Source organism: Phenylobacterium sp. (assembly GCF_036723115.1).
In the GTDB taxonomy this organism is placed as follows: Bacteria; Pseudomonadota; Alphaproteobacteria; order Caulobacterales; family Caulobacteraceae; genus Phenylobacterium.
Map to the genome: position 1 here is coordinate 25,043 of NZ_DAIMHV010000010.1, position 18,302 is coordinate 43,344.

Below are 18,302 nucleotides of genomic sequence, written 5' to 3' on the forward strand. Positions count from 1 at the left end.
TCCTCCTGGGACCGAACGGCGAGGGTGGAGACTAGAACGGCCCCGAACGCATCGGAAATTGTCGTTAAGCCTGTCATCGCATAGATGACGTCTATGATTGAGCGCTACCAGCTCCGATACTTTCTGGCCGTGGTGGACGCCGGGAACTTTTCTCGCGCCGCGGCCCAGGTGAATGTGACCCAGCCCACCCTGTCGGCGGGCATCGCCAAGCTGGAGGCGGCCGTGGGCGCACGGCTCTTTCTGCGCAACAGCAAGCGGGTGGAGCTGACCGAGGCCGGCGCGCGCCTTCTCGACCATGCCCGTGCGATCGAGGGCGAGTTCCACAGCCTGGAGGCGGGCCGAACCCTGGGGTCGGGGCCGCGTGTGGTGCGGATCGGGGTGATCTCCAGCCTGCCCCTGCGCCTGTTGAAGGGGGTGCTCACCGCTGCGGGTCACGCCGGGGCGGCCATCGAACTGGTGGAGGGGACCGAGAGGGACCTGGCCCAGCGCCTCCAGCGCGGCCGGCTGGACGTGGCCGTCTCCCTCGTCCGTTCGGACGAGACGCGGCTTTCCCAGACGCCCCTGTTCGAGGAAGGCTACCGCCTGGCGGTGGCGCCGTTCCATGTCTGCGCGGGTCAGGACGAGGTGGCCGGCGAGGCCCTGGGGGCGGAGACCATGATCGTGCGGCGACATTGCGAGGTCCTGCCCCAGACCAGCCGCTACTTTACCGAGCGCGGCGTGAGGCCGCGCTTCGCCTACCGGTCCACCAATGACGAGCGGGTGCTGGCCCTGGTGGCCGGGGGGCTGGGCGTGACAGTCATGCCCGACTGCTATGCTGACGCCGATGCGCCGGCCTGGCCCCGGCTCGAGGGGTTTGGCCTGCGGCGGCAGGTAGGCCTGCTCCACCTGCCCGGCGCGGAGGCGGCGTTCTCCGGGGGGGAGTTGTGGCGCGCTCTGCACGAAGTTCATCCCGCCGACTGAGGCGCTCCCCGGCCATCTTCACCGGGCCCGCAGAGCGCTGTGGCGCACCTTCGGATTCGTCAGTATTGGGAGGAAATGTCGACCCCCAAAGCCCCCGCCGCCATGGCGTCCGCGCTCATCATCGCCATGGCCGGGACACCCGTCATGGCCCAGGCGCCGCTTCCCCCGGAGGTGGCGGCGCTGATCGAAGCACAGGCCGCCAAGATCCGTGATCTGGAGGCCCGGCTGGAGCGCCTGGAAGCTAAGGCGGACGCCTCGCCGCTGCCGACGGCCCAGTCCCAACCACCAAAGCCGCCGCCCATCTCCCTGGCGCTGGCCCCTGCGCCGCAGGCCCGGAGTTCCGATCGGGCGCTCGAGCCGCTCACCGTGCGCGGCAGGCTTCAGGCCGACGCCCTGGTCTTCAACAATGACGAGGGCTCGGTCAGCACGGGCACGCAGCTTCGGCGTCTGCGCCTGGGGGTGAAGGGCGATGTCAGCGAACGCTTCGGCTATGTCGCCGATGTCGATTTCGCGGGCGGGTCGGTCAATCTCCAGGACGCCTATCTGCGTTACAAGGTGAGCGAGGGCCTGGAACTGGTGGCCGGCCATCTGCGGCCTTCAATCTCGGCTGACGAACTGACCTCCAGCAACCATACGATCTTCCTCGAACGCTCGGCCTACGCCACCACCTTCGCGCCGGGCCGGCGGCTGGGGGTGGCGGCGCATGCCTGGGGCGAAGCCTGGGGCGTGCGCGCAGGCCTGTTCGGCGAGCGCGACGCGTCGGACCTGGACACCGAGCGCAAGGAATCCTCCCTGGCGGCCCTGCGGGTGCATGGGGACCTGTTGCCCGGGGACCCGGCGCTGCATCTGGCGGTGTCCACCTATCACGCCCGCATGCCGGACCGGGGTCCGGGCGTCTGGTTGCGGGTGCGGCCCGAGACCAACCGCGCCCCGCGCCTGCTCGATACCGGCGCCTTCATCGCCAGCGAGGCCGCCTTCTGGGGCCTGGAGGTCGGCTATGGCGCCGGCCCGCTGACTCTGCAGGCGGAAGGCGGCCGGGTGGACTATGGCGGGCCCATCTCGGCGCCGGATTATGACGGCTGGTCGGCCCAGGCGGCCTGGCGCTGGACGGGGGAGGGGCGACCCTATGACATCCAGACCGGAACCTTCGGCCGGATCACCCCCGACCGCCCCCTGGGCCAGGGGGGCTTCGGCGCCGTGGAGACCGGGCTGCGCGTGACCCATGTGGACCTGGGCGACGAGGCCGTCCATGGGGGCGAGATGACCACCCAGGGCCTGGTGGTGAACTGGCATCCGGTCACCCGCGTGCGCCTGTCGGGCAATCTGATCCAGGCGCGGATCGAGCGGCTGAGCGCGCCGGCGTTGGACGAGGTTCTGCTGACTCTTCGCGCCGCGGTGGACTGGTAGGCCGGAACGCTTCTCCCCCTTCGCCCGTTGGCCCCCGAAGGCGCCCAGGCGCCCGCGACCGGAGGACGGGGCCATGGGGCGGAATACGGATGGATCGACGGGCCGTTGGGCCAGGCTCGGCGTGCGGGCGCTGGCGGCGGTTTTGCTGCTGATCGGCGCGGTGCTGAGCGTCGGCGGCGTCTGGCTTCTCGCCCTGGGCGGCTCGGCCTACTATCTGCTGGCGGGTCTGGGCCTTGTGGCCTCAGGCGTCTTCCTGATGCGGCTGAGCCCGCTGGGCGTCTGGATTTATCTTGCCGTCTATCTGGCCACCCTGGCCTGGGCCGTATGGGAGGTAGGCTTCAACGCCTGGGCCCTGACGCCGCGCGTCATCGCCCCCACCGTCCTGCTGATCCTTGTGCTCTTCGCCGCCCAGGCGGTCTTCGCAGACCGCCGCACGCGCTGGCTGGGTCCGCTGGGACTGGCCTATTCGGTGGTGGCCGCGGCGGTCTGGGTGCTCATGATCAACGTCCAGACCCAGCCCGTGGGGACGGGGGCGGCGGACAAGGTCATCGCCGGAAGCGCGCCGGCCTCGGCGGGGTCGGACTGGCCCGCCTATGGCGGCGACAAGGGCGCCACCCGTTATACCCGTCTTTCGGGCATCGACCGCGACAGCGTGAAGACCCTGCAGAAGGTCTGGACCTATCACACCCGCGATCTTCCCAGCGAGCAGTCCCAGGGCAAGTATTCCGCCCAGACCACGCCACTTAAGGTGGGCGACAGCCTGTATCTCTGCTCGGCCAAGAATATCCTGATTTCGCTCGACGCCGGCACGGGGCGCGAGCGCTGGCGCCACGATCCGGGCGTGCCCGACGACGCCATCCCCTACAGCGCCAGCTGCCGCGGCGTGGTCTATCATCAGGCCCCGGATCTGCCCCAGGGCGGCGCCTGCAAGGCGCGGATCATCCAGGGCACACTGGATGGCCGGCTCATCGCCGTGGACGCCATGACCGGCCAACCCTGCGCTGACTTCGGCCACGGCGGGGTGGTGAGCCTGCTGGAGGGGATCGGTCGCTCCACGCCCGGCTTCTTCGCCGTCACTTCGCCGCCCACCCTGGTGAACGGGGTCGTGGTCACCGGCCATCAGGTGCTGGACGGCCAGAGGCGCGATGCGCCCTCCGGCGTGATCCGGGGCTATGACGCCGTCACTGGCGAGATGCTCTGGGCCTGGGACATGGGCCGGCCGGGCCAGAAGGGGCTGCCGGGAGAGGGCGAGACCTACACCCGCGGCACCCCCAACATGTGGACCACCGCCACGGGCGACGACGCCCTGGGCCTGGTCTATCTGCCCATGGGCAACGCCGCAGTGGACTATTACGGGGCCGATCGGCGGCCGGAGTCCAACCAGTTCTCCACCGCCCTGGTGGCCCTGGACGTGACCACGGGCGAGCCGGCCTGGAGCTTCCAGACTGTCCGCTACGACGTGTGGGACTATGATCTGGGCGGGCAGGGCAGTCTGGTGGACATCGCCACCCCGCAAGGTTCGATCCCGGCCATCGTCCTGCCCAGCAAGCAGGGGGACATCTATGTCCTAGACCGCCGCACGGGCGCGCCGCTCTTTCCGGTGGAGGACCGCCTGGCGCCTCGCGGCGGGGTGGAGCCGGACAATCTTTCGCCGACCCAGCCCTTCAGCAGCTTCCACACCGTTCGCAAGCGCGACCTGACCGAGCGGGACATGTGGGGCATGTCGCCCATCGACCAGCTCTGGTGCCGCATCCAGTACCGTCAGGCCAACTATGAGGGCGTCTACACTCCGCCCAGCTTGGACCGCCCCTGGATCCAATACCCCGGTTATAACGGCGGCTCCGACTGGGGCGGGGTAGCCATCGATCCCCGGCGCGGCGTGATCGTCGCCAACTACAACGACATGCCGAATTACAACCAGCTGATCACCCGTGAGGAGGCCCGCTCTCGCGGCCTCTTGCCCATCGACGCGCCGGAGGCCGACGGCGGCGATCCCAGCGCGGGCGTGCCGCAGAAGGAGGTCCCCTACGCGATCGATCTGAACGCGGGCTGGCGGGTGCCCTTCACCAAGATGATGTGCAAGCAGCCCCCCTATGGCGGCATTCGCGCCATCGACCTGGCCACCGGCCGAACCCTCTGGGACCGCCCCCTGGGCCAGGCCCGGCGCAACGGCCCGTTCAATATCCCGTCCATGCTGCCGCTGACCATCGGCACGCCGAACAATGGCGGGTCGGTGATCACGGCGGGCGGCGTGCTGTTCATCGCCGCCACTACCGACAATGTGATCCGCGCCATAGACCTGGAAACCGGCGAGACCCTGTGGCGGGACGTTCTTCCCGCCGGCGGTCAGGCCAACCCCATGATGTATGAGGTCGATGGGCGGGAATTCCTGCTGATCATGGCCGGCGGCCACCACTTCATGGAGACGCCCATCGGCGATGCGCTGGTGGCCTACGCCCTGCCGCCGCCCAACGAAAGGTAGGAACCCGCCCCGCCCCGGCCCGTTGGTTTCAGGACAAAGGAGACACCCGATGATCGACCTTTCCTGGGAACTGCTCTACGGCCTCGGCGCCCTCTTCATCGCCCTGGCCATCGCCTATGGGCTGATGCGCAATCGCGGGCGCAACAAGGCAAATGATGCGATCACCGAACAGGCCACCCGCGAGGAGTATCAGCATCCCGAGCGCTATGAGCGCACCGAAGAGGAGTTCCGCGAGCGCGTGCGTCCCTCTTAAGGGGGACGTCGCAGGCTGAATTAACCGCGTCCATAAACCCCATTTTCAAGCTCCCCTGCGAGGATCGCGCCGCGCAGGGGATGGGCATGAGCAGGCAGGACCGACTTCCTAGCACCAGTCTCGGGTCGGCCGACCTTGCCGACCTGTCCGTGCTGGTGGTCGATGACCACGCCAACACCGTGCTCCTGATGACCGACGTCCTACGCGCCGCGGGCGTGGGTCAGGTCTTCTCCGCGGCCAACGGCCTAGCGGCGCGACAGGAGATCGCCCGCCGCGACCCGAAGATCATCTTCACCGACCGGCGCATGCCGCTCATGGACGGGCTGGACCTGACCCGAGCCGTCCGACTGGCTGCGGTGCGACCTGACCCCCTGACGCCCAATCCCGAAGTGCCCATCATCATGGTGAGCGGCCACCGAAGCGCCCGCGAGGTGGAGGAGGCGCGCCAGGCCGGCGTCAATGAGTTCGTCATGAAGCCCTTCACGCCTGCGGCGCTTCTGTCGCGCATCCAGCTGGTGCTGAGCCATCCGCGCCCCTTCGTCGTCTCCAACGTCTATATCGGCCCCGACCGGCGCCGGCGCACCGAGCTCAGCTACGGCGGCCCCCTGCGCCGCAACAGCGACCCCGAAGAGGTGGTGGACGTGGTCGAGCGCCGCGCCGCCCGTGAAACGATCAGCGTGGAGTTGGAGGCCATGCGCCGGCTCATCGCCGCCCGGGGCGGGGTGGACCGCGCCACCCTGCAGATGACCTATCGCGTGATGCAGCACACCCGCTTTCGGGCCAAGCAGGTGCGCGACAAGATGCTGGACCGCGCCTCTTCGGCCCTGCTGGCCTATGCCGCCGAGGTGGGCGGCATGGAGCATTGCGACTCAGAACTGGTGGAGGCCCATCTCGACGTCCTGTCCCAGATCCTGGAGGCCGATGAGGCCGACGCTATGGGCGCGGCCAAGCGGGTGCGCGGGCTCGAAGCCCTGATCCGGCGCAAGCGCGCGGCCAACCTGGCGCAGCAGGCCGCCTGACTCCGCCCTTGGGGCTTCAATCCGCCAGGGAAACCGACTACCGCAAGCCATGGCTGAAGCTTTCAACGACCTGATCCTGCCCGCCGACAAGGCCGAGCGCTACCGCACCCTGACCGACGAGATCAAAGCCGTCCTGGAGGGCGAGCCCAACCTCACCGCGCGGATGGCCACGGTGGCCTCCATGCTGGCGGCCAGCTTCGACCACTTCTTCTGGACCGGCTTCTATGTGGTCGATCCCGACAAGGACGACGAACTGGTGGTGGGCCCCTATCAGGGCACCCTGGGCTGTCTGAGGATCAAGTTCGGCCGCGGGGTCTGCGGGACGGCGGCGGCCACGGGCGAGACCCAGCTGGTCCCGGACGTCCACGCCTTTCCCGGACACATCGCCTGCGACGGCCGCTCGCAGAGCGAAATCGTCGTCCCGGTGTTTGACGCCGCGGACCGATTGATCGCGGTGCTGGACGTGGATTCCGACCAGAAGGCGGCCTTCGACGAACAGGACGCCTTGTGGTTGCAAGTGATTGTTAAGGAAGCGTTTTCCATGTCCAGAACGGCCTGAGACTTGAAGGGTTGATCCCCGTCGTTCCCGCTCCGGGACGGCGGAGATGCGACCCCTATGCTGACGACCGAAATTCTGCACCCCAGCGCCCTGGACGCCGCCGATGCGGCGGTGTGGCGCGACCTCTGCGCGTCCCATCCAGACACAGCCTCGCCGCTCCTGGGGCCGGACTTCGCCCGCGCGGTGGGGGCGTCCCGTCCCGACGCGGCCGTGGCCATCTGGCGGCAGGGCGCGGCGCCTGTCGCCTTTCTTCCGCACATGCGCCGCCCCGGCGGACTGGCCCGACCCATCGGTGCGCCCCTGTCGGACTATCATGGCCTGGTCGCGGCCCGGCCGATGGACCTGGCCTCGGCCCTGTCGCTGGCCGACATTTCCGCCTACCGCTTCAGCGGGCTGGTCGGCCCGGCGGTCGAGGCCGCGACTCACGGCCTTGCGGGCCAGCCCGCCTATGTGATCGACATCGGCGATGACGCCCCGGCCTATCTGGAGGCGCTCCGGTCGGCCAGCCCCAAGCGCTTCAAAAACTTCCGGCGCCTGGAGCACAAGCTGGAGCGGGAGGTGGGACCGCCCCGCCTCGTCGCGCCCGACCAGGACCCTCGCGCCCTGGAGCAGGTCCTCGCCTGGAAGCGCGACCAGCTGGCGCGCAGCGGCCTGCAGGACTTCCTGGCGCCGGCCTGGGTGAACCAGCTGCTGTGGCGGCTCTTCTCCGAGCCGGCAGGCGAATTGCGGGGCCTGCTGATCGGCCTCTATGCGGGCGACCAGCTGCTGGCCGGTCAGTTCGGCGTCCGGCACGGCGGGATCTTCCACCCCTGGATCGCCTCCACCAATCCAAACATGCACCCGTGGTCGCCGGGCCAGCTCTTCCTGCTGGCTGCCATCGCGGCCATGCCGGGACTGGGCCTGCGAACCTATGACCTCGGGCCCGGACATGAACACTACAAGGCGCCCTTCGCCCTGAGCCGGCGGGAAATCTGGTCCGGGACGGTGGCGGCCGCCGGCGTACGGGGCCTTCGCGCGCGAATGGGCGAGGGCGCCTGGCGCCTGGCCGAGGCGGGCGGCGGCCGCCTGGTCCAGCGGGCGAGGCGCCGTTTCGAAACCATCTCCACCGTAGAACTCACGCTCAGCGGCCGCGTGCGCGGTCTGGCGAGCGCGGTCGCCAGCCGGGCGCGCCGCTCAGAGGCTTGAGGAACGGGGGCGGCCGGTGTCGAAGGCGACCATCAGCGTGATCATTCCCACCCAGCGGCGTCCGCAAGGGCTCGCCGTGGCGGCGCAGTCGATTCTGCGCCAGCAGGGCGTGGCGGCCGATCGGCTCGAGCTGGTGGTGGTGGACAACGATCGCACCCCGTCGGCGGCGCCCCTGGCCGCCGAACTGGCCGCCCAGGCGCCCTTTCCCGTCCACTATGTCCACGAACCCGAACCGGGCGTCGCCAATGCCCGCAACGCCGCCATGGCGCAGGCGTCCGGCGATCTGATCGCCTTCCTGGACGACGACGAGGAGGCGCCCGAACACTGGCTGGCGACCCTGCTGGAGGTTCAGGCGCGGCTCCAGGCCGATGTGGTGTTCGGACCCGTACGCGGCCGGGCGCCGCCGCAGGTGACGCGCCACCGCGACTATCTGGAGACCTTTTTCTCGCGGCTCGGACCGGACGAGGCGGGCCTGATCGAGAACTACTACGGCTGCGGCAACAGCCTGCTGCGGCGGGCGGCCCTGCCTGACCCCATCGCGCCCTTTTCGGCGGTGCGCAATCACACCGGGGGCGAAGATGATCTGCTGTTCGGGGGGTTGAAGGCGGCCGGGGCGCGCTTCGCCTGGGCGGCCGAGGCCTTCGTCTGGGAGGACCCGGTCCCGGCGCGGCTGAGCCTCGGCTACACGATCCGGCGGGCCTTCGCCTATGGCCAGGGGCCCTCGGCGGCCTGCGCCGCGGCCCAGCCGCCGGCCTATCTCGGGCTGGCCTATTGGATGAGCCAGGGCGTCGTCCAGGCGGCGGTCTTCGGCCTGCTGGCGGCCTGGAAAGGCGTGACGGGCGCGCCGGACTTCGCCTTCACCCTGGACCGCGCCGCCCGCGGCCTGGGCAAGACCCTGTGGTGGGGTCCCTTCAAGATCGAATTCTACGGCCGAAGCGCCGCCTGACGAGAGCAAGAACGCCATGATCATTCGCGACTGGACGGCGGAGAAGGCCAGGGCCTTTGGCCGCGAAACCCTGACCTTCGATCACGACCTCCACACCCGCCCCCTGTTCAGCGACGAGGGTCTGGCCGAGGCCCTGGAGGCCTATCCGAGGTCCAGGCTCGGGGTCTTCACCATGAGCGAGGATCCCAGCGACTGGTCCAGCTGGCGCAAAGGCCAGGCCGATGACCTGTCGGGCCAAGACCTGCTGGTCGCGGCCAAGGCCGGCCGCATCTGGCTGAACCTGCGCGAGGCCAATCGCTACCTGGCGCCCTATGCCGATCTGGCCGACGAGGTCTTCGCTGAAAAAGAAGCTCAGGTCCCGGGCCTGAAGACCTTCAAGCGCGACGTGGGTCTGCTGATCTCATCGGCCAAGGCCCATGTGTCCTATCACCTGGATGTCCCGCTGGTGTCCCTGTGGCAGGTGCGCGGGGTCAAGCGGGTCTGGGTCTATCCCCCTGCCGATCCCTATGTGGGCGAAGAGGACCTGGAGAAGATCGTCCTGCGGGAGAGCGCCGAGCAGTTTCCCTATCAGCCGGCCTGGGACCAGGGCGCGCAGATGGTGGAGCTGACGCCCGGCCGAATGGTCACCTGGGCCCAGAACGCCCCCCACCGGATCGAGAACGGTCCGATGCTGAATGTCTCCCTGTCCATGGAGTTCATGACGCCGCCGGCCCTGGTCCGCGCCAATGTGATCTACGCCAACGGCGTCCTGCGTCGGCGCGCGGGCCTGCGACCGCGCCTGGCCGAGGGCCTGGGCCCCGCCAATCTGGGCAAGCTGATCGTCGCGCGCGGGGCCAAGGCGCTCAAGCTTCAGCAGCCGCATGAGCGGATCCTGCCGGCCACCTTCCGCCTGGACCCCGCCCAGCCGGGCGTGACCCTGCCGGTGGCCGGGACGAACCCTTAAGGGGGCGCAGTCCGGCGGCCCCCACGTGGGTCAGCTTGGCTGAAACGACCCCGTTGGCTTACCTCGCGGCGCCTCCCTAGAGTGTTCCTGACGCGCCGTGGGAGGCGCGCTTTCGCAAGGGAGCGGAACAATGGGCGAAGCCTATATCGTGGCGGCCACGCGCACGGCCGGCGGCCGCAAGGGCGGCAAACTGAAGGACTGGCATCCGGTCGATCTGGGCGCGGTCGTGCTCAACGACCTGGTGGATCGCACCGGCGTCGATCCGGCGCGGGTCGAGGATGTGGTCATGGGCTGCGTCATGCAGGTCGGCGAACAGGCCATCAATGTGGCGCGCAACGCGGTCATGGCCTCCAAGCTGCCGGAGAGCGTTCCGGGCACCTCCATCGACCGGCAGTGCGGCTCCTCTCAACAGGCGCTGCAGTTCGCCGCCCAGGCGGTGATGAGCGGCACCCAGGACGTGGTGATCGCCGCCGGCGTCGAGAGCATGACCCGCGTGCCCATGGGCTCGTCGGCGGCGCTCGCGGCCAAGGCCGGCATGGGCCAGTACAAGAGCCCGCGCATGGAAGAGCGCTATCCCAACATCCAGTTCTCCCAGTTCATGGGCGCGGAGATGATGGCCAAGAAGTATGGCCTGACCAAGGATCAGCTGGACGAGTACGCCTATCACAGCCACCAGCGCGCCATCGCCGCCACCCAGGCCGGCGCTTTCAAGGACGAGATCGTCCCGCTGACGATCAAGGACGAGAACGGCGTCGAGAGCGAGCACACCGTCGATGAGGGCATCCGCTTCGACGCCAGCCTGGACGGCATCCGCGGCGTGAAGCTGCTGGCCGAGGGCGGTGCGATCACCGCGGCCACCTCCAGCCAGATCTGCGACGGCGCCTCGGGCGTGATGATCGTTTCGGAAAAGGCGCTGAAGGAAATGGGCCTGACCCCCCTGGCGCGCATCCATCACCTGTCGGTGCTGGGCCACGACCCGGTGATCATGCTGGAAGCCCCGCTGCCCGCCACCCAGCGGGCCCTGGAGCGCGCCGGCATGAAGATCGACGACATCGATCTGTTCGAGGTCAATGAGGCCTTCGCGTCGGTCCCCACCGCCTGGCTCCAGGCCACGGGCGCCGATCCGGAGCGTCTGAACGTCAACGGCGGGGCCATCGCGCTGGGCCACCCCCTGGGCGCCTCAGGCACCAAGCTGATGACGACCCTCGTGCATGCGCTCAAGGCCCGCAACAAGAAGTGGGGCCTGCAGACCATGTGCGAAGGCGGCGGCATGGCCAACGTGACGATCGTCGAGCGCCTCTGATACAAGGGGGCGCATGAACCCTCGTATCGTCGCCGTCACCGGCGCATTCGGGGTCCTGGGGGAGGTGGTCGCCACGGCCGCCGCCGCCCAGGGCGCCCGTCTGGCGCTGATCGATTTCAACACCGTCCCGCCCGACAGCCTGGTGGAGGCCTGCGGCGTCGACGCCCTGGTCCTGACCGGCGTCGATCTGGCCGATCCGGAACAGGCCGGCGCGGCCTTTGAGGCTGTCGGCGCCCGCTTTGGCCGTCTGGACGCCCTGCTCAACATCGCCGGAGGATTCCGCTGGCAGACCCTTGAGGACGGGGCGCCGGCGGTCTGGGACATGCTCTTCGCCATGAATGTGAAGACTGCGGCCAACGCCAGCCGGGCGGCCTTGCCCTGGCTCCGTCGCAGCGCCGCGGGACGCATCGTCAATGTAGGCGCGGCGGGGGCGGTGAAGGCCGCGAGCGGCATGGGCGCCTATGCCGCGGCCAAGGCCGGCGTCCATCGCCTCACCGAGAGCCTGGCCGAGGAACTCAAGGCCGAGGGCATAACCGTCAATGCGGTCCTGCCCTCTATCATCGACACTCCGGCTAACCGGGCGGATATGCCCGACGCCGATCCCGCGAACTGGGTGGCGCCGGCCGATCTGGCCGAGGCCATGCTGTTCTTGGCCTCCGACAAGGCCCGGGCCATCACCGGCGCCTTGCTGCCCGTCACGGGCAGGGTGTGAGGCGCAGGGTTCGCAACCCTTGTGATCCTCAGGCGTTCTTCCACCGCAGGCCGGGCCTTTCGCTCGCCGCGCATGGATTTGTGATGAGTTTCGACGATCGCGTCTCCCGCCAGGCCTTCTGGCGAGCCGAGCCCCTTCTGGCGCTGTGCGCGATCCTGAGCGGCCACGACAACAATCTGGCCGATGAACTCGTCCATGCCCCCGCCGACACACCCTCGACCCCGGAGATCAGATCAGCATGAAACTCTCGCGCACGACGGCCGACGACGGACTGGTGATCTATCCGGGCGTCATCGAGAAGGTGGGCTACGAGTTTCGCAGCGATGAAAAGATGCGGATGGGCAAGGGTGAACTGACCGGCCCCGCCGATCTGCTTCGCGATGCGTTCCGGCAGGGACGCCTGACCCTGAAGCTGGCGGAGGGCTCGGACCTGCGCATCATCATGGTGGCCCACAGCGAGGGCGGCGAGCGGGCCTTTTTCGAAATCGAGGCCTGATCACCCCCTGGCCCTCGCCCCCCTTTCCGGCCAAGCTGTCAGAAAATCATAAGACAGTCTCCGGGGAGGGGCATGATTACGTTCTGGCTGGCCGCAGGGCCGGCGCTGGCCGCGCCTGCCATCGAGGCGCCGGAGCCGGCCGCCACGGGCGTGATCGCCTATCCGCCCAGCTTCTTCGCCGAGGCCGCGCCCGACACGGCCTATGACATGGTGCTTCGGCTGCCGGGCTTTACCTTCGACAAGGGGGCGGCCGTCCGTGGCCTCGCCGGGTCTGGCGGCAACGTGCTGATCGACGGCCAGCCGCCCGTCTCCAAGAACGACGCCCTCGACGAACTGCTCAAGCGCATCCCGGCCGCATCGGTGGCGCGCATTGAGCTCATTCGGGGCGGAGCGCCCGGCATCGACATGCAGGGGCGCTCGGTGATCGCCAATGTGGTCCGCGCCCGCACGGGCGGGGTCCGAGGCGCGGTCATGGTCTCCACCCACCTCATCGACGACGGCCGGGTGCTGAACAGCCTGCGGGCCGAAAGTCAGGCCGAATGGGACGGCCGGCGGGTGGAGGTGTCGCTCGTCTATGGCAAGGGACCCGACGATTCCCTCGGGGACGGGGTGCGCCGGCGGACGGGACCCGGCGGCGCGGTGATTTCGATCGCCGACGTGGAAGGCGAGGGGGGCGGCTTGCGGGCCTGGACCACCGGCGCCTTCGAAACCCCCCTGGCCGGGGGGCGGCTGCGTCTCAACGGGGCGTATATGCGCACGCCGGCGAGCGGGGAGATCACCGACCGTATCCGCGGCGGCGGCCGGGAGTACGAGTACTACACCAATGTCCGCCTCCAGCGGGAACTGGGCGGACGCTTCGCCCGGCCGCTGGGACCGGCCACTTCGCTGGAGGCCGTGGCGTTTCAGCAATGGAACGACCTGGAAACCCGGGCGGACTTCGAGGCGCCCGGCGTGCGGCGGGATTTCGACCTGGACAAGCGAGTCTCCGAAAGCGTGGGCCGCCTGACGATCAAGCGGTCCTTCGGACCCCTCTGGTCTGTGGAGACGGGCGCCGAAGCCGCGCTGAACCGCCTGGAGAGCCAGACGGCCTTCACCCTCAACGGGGCGACGGTCGCCCTTCCGGCCGCCGATGTGGAGGTGGAGGAGGCCCGCGGCGAGGCCTTCGCCAATGTGAGTTGGCGGCCCCGCGCCGACCTCAGCCTGGAGGCGGGCCTGCGCCACGAGGCGTCCTCGATCTCGGCGGAGGGCGACGTCCGGCTCGAGAAGTCCCTGGCCTTCACCAAGCCCCGCCTCGCCGGCGCCTGGACCCTGGGCGGCGGGCGACAGCTGCGGCTGCGGTTGGAGCGCGAAGTGGGCCAGCTCAACTTCGACGACTTCGTGGCCTCCTCTTCGGCGGTGAGCACCGGGGCGGTGCTGGCGGGCAATCCCGACCTGTCGCCTCAGCAGGCCTGGGTGAGCGAGCTGGCCTTTGATCAGAGGCTGGCCTGGGGGGCGGTGCTGGTCGCCACCTACCGCCATGCCGAGCTGAGCGACGTGATCGACCGCGCCCCCATCTTCGTCGGCGGCCGGGCGGTGGCCGACGCCCCGGGCAATATCGGCGCGGGCCGGCGCGACGAGTTCATCCTCAACCTGACGCTGCCCCTCGAGCGGTTCGGCCTGACGGGCGCCCAGTGGCGCGGCCAGGTGACGGTGCGCGATTCCGAGGTTCGCGACCCCGCCACCGGCGCGGCGCGCGAAATCTCCGCCCTGCGTCCCGTGGAGTGGGAGATGCATCTGACCCACGATCTGCCGGCCTGGCGGGGAAACTGGGGCGTGGACGTGCTGGGCGGCTACCGCGAGCGGTCCTATCGCCTGTCGGAAGTGGAGACACGCAAGCAGGGCGTGTGGGTCACGGTCTTTGGCGAGCGGAAGCTGGCGGCGGACCTGATCCTGCGGCTGGAGGTCCAGAACCTGACCGAGCGCCATGTGCGCCGGATCCGTGAAATCCATTCCGGTCCGCGATCGGTGGCCCCTGTGGCGGTGACGGAGGTGCGGGACCTGGACTACGGCCGGGCGGTCTTTCTGCGTCTGCGCAAGACCTTTTCGTAACGGGGTTCGTCGAGCGGGCTCGGCAGGCGTCACGACGGCCGGCCAGGTGAGGCGCGGGCGCCACAATTGCGACGTCCCGTCGCCGCGGTCTCGCCAAGCCCCGGCATGTTCACAGAGCTGTCGCGCAAGGCGGGCACGGCGAGCTTGAGCGCGATCCTCCCATCGCGATTCACCGAACTCGCAAAGACCATGGGGATAGAGATGAACCGTTACGCCGCGCGGCTGCTCGCCGCTGCGAGCCTGCTCGCCATCGCCGGCGCCGCCCAGGCCCAGGACAGTGTCCTGATCGAGGAAATCGTCGTCACCGCCCAGAAGCGGGAGCAGCAGGCGCTGGACGTGCCGGTCGCCCTGACCGCCTTCAGCGGCGAACGCCTCGTCGAACTGGGGGTGCAGGACTTCGCCGTCCTGTCGGCCTATACGCCGGGCTTCCTGGTGCAGGACCAGTCGCCCAACAATCCGGGCTTTGTGATGCGCGGCATCACCTCTGACTCCACCGACACCACCGCCGAGCCGCGGGTCTCGGTCTTCCAGGACGGAGTCTCCATCTCCAAGGCGCAAGGCTCCTATGTGGAGCTGTTCGACCTGGAGCGGGTGGAGGTGGCCAAGGGGCCGCAATCGACCCTGTTCGGCCGCGGCGCCCTGATCGGCGGGGTGAACCTCATCCAGCGCAAGGCCCAGCCGGGCCAGACCAACGGCTACTTCACCGCCGAGGCCGGGGACTACGGCTACCGCATGGCCGAAGGTGCGCTGAACCTGTCCATGACCGACGCCGCGGCGATCCGCTTCTCCGGGCGCATCCGGCAGCGGGACGGCTATGTGACGAACGCCCTGGGCGGCGAGGACTTCCAGTCGGTGGACACCGCTGCGGCCCGCCTGGCGTTCAAGCTGAACCCGTCCGAGCGGGTGAACTTCGACTTCATCGTCAACTATCAGGAAGACAAGCCGTCGGGCACCTCGTTCAAGTCCGGCGGATTCTCTCCGACCAATCCCGCCACGGGCCAGGTGCTGGCCTCTCGTGACCCCTGGGACGCCGCGGCCCTTGCTGCGCCGGCCAATTTCCAGGGCGGCATGTCGCTTGGGGTGGATCGCACGGTCTGGGGCGTCACCGGGATCGCCGCCATCGCGCTCAACGATGTGCTGACGCTCAATTCCATCAGCGCGGCCCGTCGCTTCGAGTCCCAGGAGGTCTATGATCCGGACGGCCTGTCGCTGCCCATTCTGACCGGTCTGAACGACGCCGTGGGCGAGCAGTTCAGCCAGGAACTGCGCCTGAACTTCGACAATGGCGGCCGGATGCGCGGCTTTGTGGGCGCCGGCGTCTTCCGGGAGGACGGCCGCCAGCGTCTGCCCCTGCAGTTCGACGAGCGCATGGGCCTGGCTGTGCTGGCCGGCCAGTTGAACGCTGGCGCTACGGGGCTTGGCCTGCCGGCGACGACGCCCGCGCCGGCGGCGGTGTTCGGCTCCACGGCTTTCACGGGCGCGCTGATCCAGGGCCTGGTGGCCCAGCAGAGCGGCGGACGCATCCTGCTGAGCTCGGCGCAGGCCGCCGCGATCGCGGCCAATCTGCGCTCAAACCATGTGGAAGAGGCGACCAACAGCAGCGAGCTGACCTCCTATGACGTGTTCGGCGACGTCACCTTCGACGTCACCGACCGCTTCGAACTCTCGGCCGGCCTGCGCTACACCCATGACGACAAGACCACGGGCTTCTCTTCGCGGGTCGTGGGCGGGCGCAGCGTGCTGGGCGGGGTGATCGGCGCGGCCGGCCTCGCCGCCTCCGGGACGCCTCAGGGCCTGGCCCAGGCCCAGGCCATTCTGGGCGCGCTTTCCCTGAACACGGTGCAGCAGATCCCCGCCAGCGCCCTGCCGCTGTTCGGTCTCACCTTCCAGCCCACGGCCGGCAATGGCGGCCTGACGGAGCGGGACCTGCAAAGCGACGGCTTCACCTGGCGCGTGGTGGGTCGCTATGCGCTGTCGCCGGAGGCCAACCTCTATGCCGCCTATGCCCGCGGCCGCCGGCCCGAGGTCCTGGCCGCCGCCGGCCCGGCGAGCCCCGAGGGGGCCAACCGGTTCACCGAGGTCGAGGCCGAGACGGTGGACTCCTACGAACTCGGCGTGAAGGCGGCCCTGGGCGGCCGGCTGCGGGTGGACGGCTCGATCTACTACTACGACTACGACAACTTCCAGACGGTGGAGCAGCAGGGCACCCTGTTCGTCACCACCAATGCCGGCAAGGCCAAGGCTTACGGGTTCGAAGGCCAGGCCGACTGGTCGCCGGTGGCGGGCCTGAACCTCTATGGCACCTACGCCTACAGCCACGCTCGGTTCGACGGCGGCGCCTATGACGGCAACAGCTTCCGCCTTGCGCCCGACCACATGGCGAGCCTGGGGGCGAACTGGAGCTTCGATCTGCTGGGCGGCCGGGCGTCCCTGCGGCCCACCTACACCTGGCGGTCGAAGACCTTCTTCGACGACAACAACGACCTGGCCCGGTTCCAGCAGCCGCCCAGCGTCTTCGTGGCCGACAACATCCAGGATGAGGTTCAGGACGGCTATGGCCTCGTGAACCTGCGCGCCTCCTGGCGGCCCCACAGCCTCCCCCTGTCGATCGAGGCCTTCGTCAACAACCTGACCGATGAAACCTACATCATCGATGCGGGCAATACCGGGGATTCGCTCGGCCTGCCGACCTTCATCGCCGGCGCGCCGCGCATGTGGGGCCTCGGCCTGACCTGGCGCTTCCAGTGACGTCGCAGCCGCACGGTCGCTCTGCCGGCCGTGCGGCAACCCGTCGCAGGGTGAGCCCATTCACCGAACGTCGTTGTTAGGAAGTGGTTAGGGCTGTCCAGGAGATAGAAGTGCTCAATGCCGACCGACCCGATGGGCCTGCGCCAGGCAGCCCAAAAACCGGTTCGGAAACGCTCTCCATGACGACTTCGGCTCACAATCTCCGGGAACGCCTCGACTTCATCGGTCTTGACGCCGCCGCATCTGAGCGCCTGAGGCAGATGAAGTCGTTTCTGGCTCAGGCTGTCGGCCCGGCCCTCGACGTTTTCTACGCCAAGGTCCGCCAGACTCCCGACGTCTCACGCTTCTTCAGCGACGAGCGCCATATGACCGGCGCCCAGAGCCGTCAGGCTGACCACTGGAAGATCATCGCCGAGGGGCGCTTCGGCGACGACTACGCCCACGGGGTCCGCAAGATCGGCGAGACGCACGCGCGGCTGGGACTGAACCCGCAGTGGTACATCGGCGGCTACGCCCTGGTGCTGGAACAACTTATCACCGCCGCGGTGGCCCGGCAGTGGCCGAGCTTCAAGCAGCGCACCAGGCCCGAGGACATGGCCCAGTCCATCGGCGTGCTGGTCAAGGCGACCCTGCTGGACATGGACCTGGCCATTTCCATCTATCTCGAGGCGCTTGAGGCCGAGCGTCAGAAGGCCGAAGCCCTGCGCGCTGCGGCGGAGGCCGAACAGGCCAGCGCCATGAACGCCCTGACCGAGGCTCTGCGCCACCTGGCCCAGGGGGACCTGGCCCGCAGGCTCGACGCACAGCTTTCGCCTCAGTTCGACGCGGTGAAGGAAGACTTCAACGAGGCGGTGGTTCGTCTGGCTGAAGCCATGCGCGGCGTGGCCGAGGCTGCCGGCGGCATACGCTCCGGCGCCGATGAGATTTCCTCCGCCTCGGACGACCTGTCGCGGCGCACCGAACAGCAGGCGGCCAGCCTGGAGCAGACCGCCGCAGCGCTGCATGAGCTGACCGAGAGCGTGCGGAAGGCCGCAGCAGGGGCGCGGGAGGCTTCCGGCAAGGCCAGCGAGGCGCGCGAGGAGGCCGAGCGTTCCAGCGGGGTCGTGGAACGGGCCGTCTCGGCCATGGGCGAGATCGATCGCTCCTCCAAGCAGATCGGCCAGATCATCGGCGTGATCGACGAGATCGCCTTCCAGACCAA

At 69.1% G+C, this 18,302-nt stretch carries 16 protein-coding genes; all 16 read left to right on the plus strand.

Annotation, left to right across the window (positions count from 1 at the left end):
- The first annotated feature begins 84 nt into the window (after nucleotides 1–84).
- Entirely contained in the window at nucleotides 85–960 is an 876-nt protein-coding gene (locus V7D28_RS02475; protein WP_333585773.1) for a LysR family transcriptional regulator, read from the plus strand.
- Nucleotides 961–1,035: 75 nt separating this feature from the next.
- The gene (locus V7D28_RS02480; protein ID WP_333585774.1) at nucleotides 1,036–2,367 is read left to right on the plus strand and encodes an OprO/OprP family phosphate-selective porin; all 1,332 of its coding nucleotides are present in this window, start codon (nucleotides 1,036–1,038) and stop codon (nucleotides 2,365–2,367) included.
- Between the two features lie 73 nt (nucleotides 2,368–2,440).
- Nucleotides 2,441–4,849, plus strand: coding sequence for a membrane-bound PQQ-dependent dehydrogenase, glucose/quinate/shikimate family (locus V7D28_RS02485; protein WP_333585775.1), 2,409 nt, complete (start codon nucleotides 2,441–2,443; stop codon nucleotides 4,847–4,849).
- Between the two features lie 49 nt (nucleotides 4,850–4,898).
- Nucleotides 4,899–5,102, plus strand: coding sequence for a hypothetical protein (locus tag V7D28_RS02490; protein ID WP_333585776.1), 204 nt, complete (start codon nucleotides 4,899–4,901; stop codon nucleotides 5,100–5,102).
- 86 nt (nucleotides 5,103–5,188) lie between these two features.
- Entirely contained in the window at nucleotides 5,189–6,121 is a 933-nt protein-coding gene (locus V7D28_RS02495; protein WP_333585777.1) for a response regulator, read from the plus strand.
- A 49-nt stretch (nucleotides 6,122–6,170) separates the two neighbouring features.
- Nucleotides 6,171–6,680, plus strand: a complete 510-nt coding sequence (locus V7D28_RS02500) for a GAF domain-containing protein (protein WP_333585778.1) — start codon at nucleotides 6,171–6,173, stop codon at nucleotides 6,678–6,680.
- A gap of 57 nt (nucleotides 6,681–6,737) precedes the next feature.
- A complete protein-coding gene (locus V7D28_RS02505; RefSeq protein WP_333585779.1) occupies nucleotides 6,738–7,865 on the plus strand; it encodes a GNAT family N-acetyltransferase in 1,128 nt (375 codons plus the stop codon).
- 16 nt (nucleotides 7,866–7,881) lie between these two features.
- Complete coding sequence (locus V7D28_RS02510) at nucleotides 7,882–8,811, plus strand: glycosyltransferase family 2 protein (protein WP_333585780.1); 930 nt, start codon at nucleotides 7,882–7,884, stop codon at nucleotides 8,809–8,811.
- Between the two features lie 16 nt (nucleotides 8,812–8,827).
- Nucleotides 8,828–9,754, plus strand: a complete 927-nt coding sequence (locus V7D28_RS02515; RefSeq protein ID WP_333585781.1) for a hypothetical protein — start codon at nucleotides 8,828–8,830, stop codon at nucleotides 9,752–9,754.
- A gap of 130 nt (nucleotides 9,755–9,884) precedes the next feature.
- Complete coding sequence (locus V7D28_RS02520; protein WP_333585782.1) at nucleotides 9,885–11,057, plus strand: acetyl-CoA C-acetyltransferase; 1,173 nt, start codon at nucleotides 9,885–9,887, stop codon at nucleotides 11,055–11,057.
- 13 nt (nucleotides 11,058–11,070) lie between these two features.
- Nucleotides 11,071–11,769, plus strand: a complete 699-nt coding sequence (locus tag V7D28_RS02525; RefSeq protein ID WP_333585783.1) for an SDR family oxidoreductase — start codon at nucleotides 11,071–11,073, stop codon at nucleotides 11,767–11,769.
- Between the two features lie 83 nt (nucleotides 11,770–11,852).
- The gene (locus V7D28_RS02530; protein WP_333585784.1) at nucleotides 11,853–12,011 is read left to right on the plus strand and encodes a hypothetical protein; all 159 of its coding nucleotides are present in this window, start codon (nucleotides 11,853–11,855) and stop codon (nucleotides 12,009–12,011) included.
- Nucleotides 12,008–12,265: a hypothetical protein gene (locus V7D28_RS02535; protein ID WP_333585785.1), complete on the plus strand. Its 258-nt coding sequence runs from the start codon at nucleotides 12,008–12,010 to the stop codon at nucleotides 12,263–12,265. Before V7D28_RS02530 ends, V7D28_RS02535 begins: the two co-directional genes overlap by 4 nt.
- A gap of 72 nt (nucleotides 12,266–12,337) precedes the next feature.
- A complete protein-coding gene (locus tag V7D28_RS02540) occupies nucleotides 12,338–14,353 on the plus strand; it encodes a TonB-dependent receptor plug domain-containing protein (RefSeq protein WP_333585786.1) in 2,016 nt (671 codons plus the stop codon).
- 201 nt (nucleotides 14,354–14,554) lie between these two features.
- Nucleotides 14,555–17,101: a TonB-dependent receptor gene (locus V7D28_RS02545; RefSeq protein ID WP_333585787.1), complete on the plus strand. Its 2,547-nt coding sequence runs from the start codon at nucleotides 14,555–14,557 to the stop codon at nucleotides 17,099–17,101.
- Between the two features lie 179 nt (nucleotides 17,102–17,280).
- Nucleotides 17,281–18,302 (plus strand): protoglobin domain-containing protein (locus V7D28_RS02550; protein ID WP_333585788.1); only part of this gene is annotated, 1,022 nt, incomplete at its 3' end.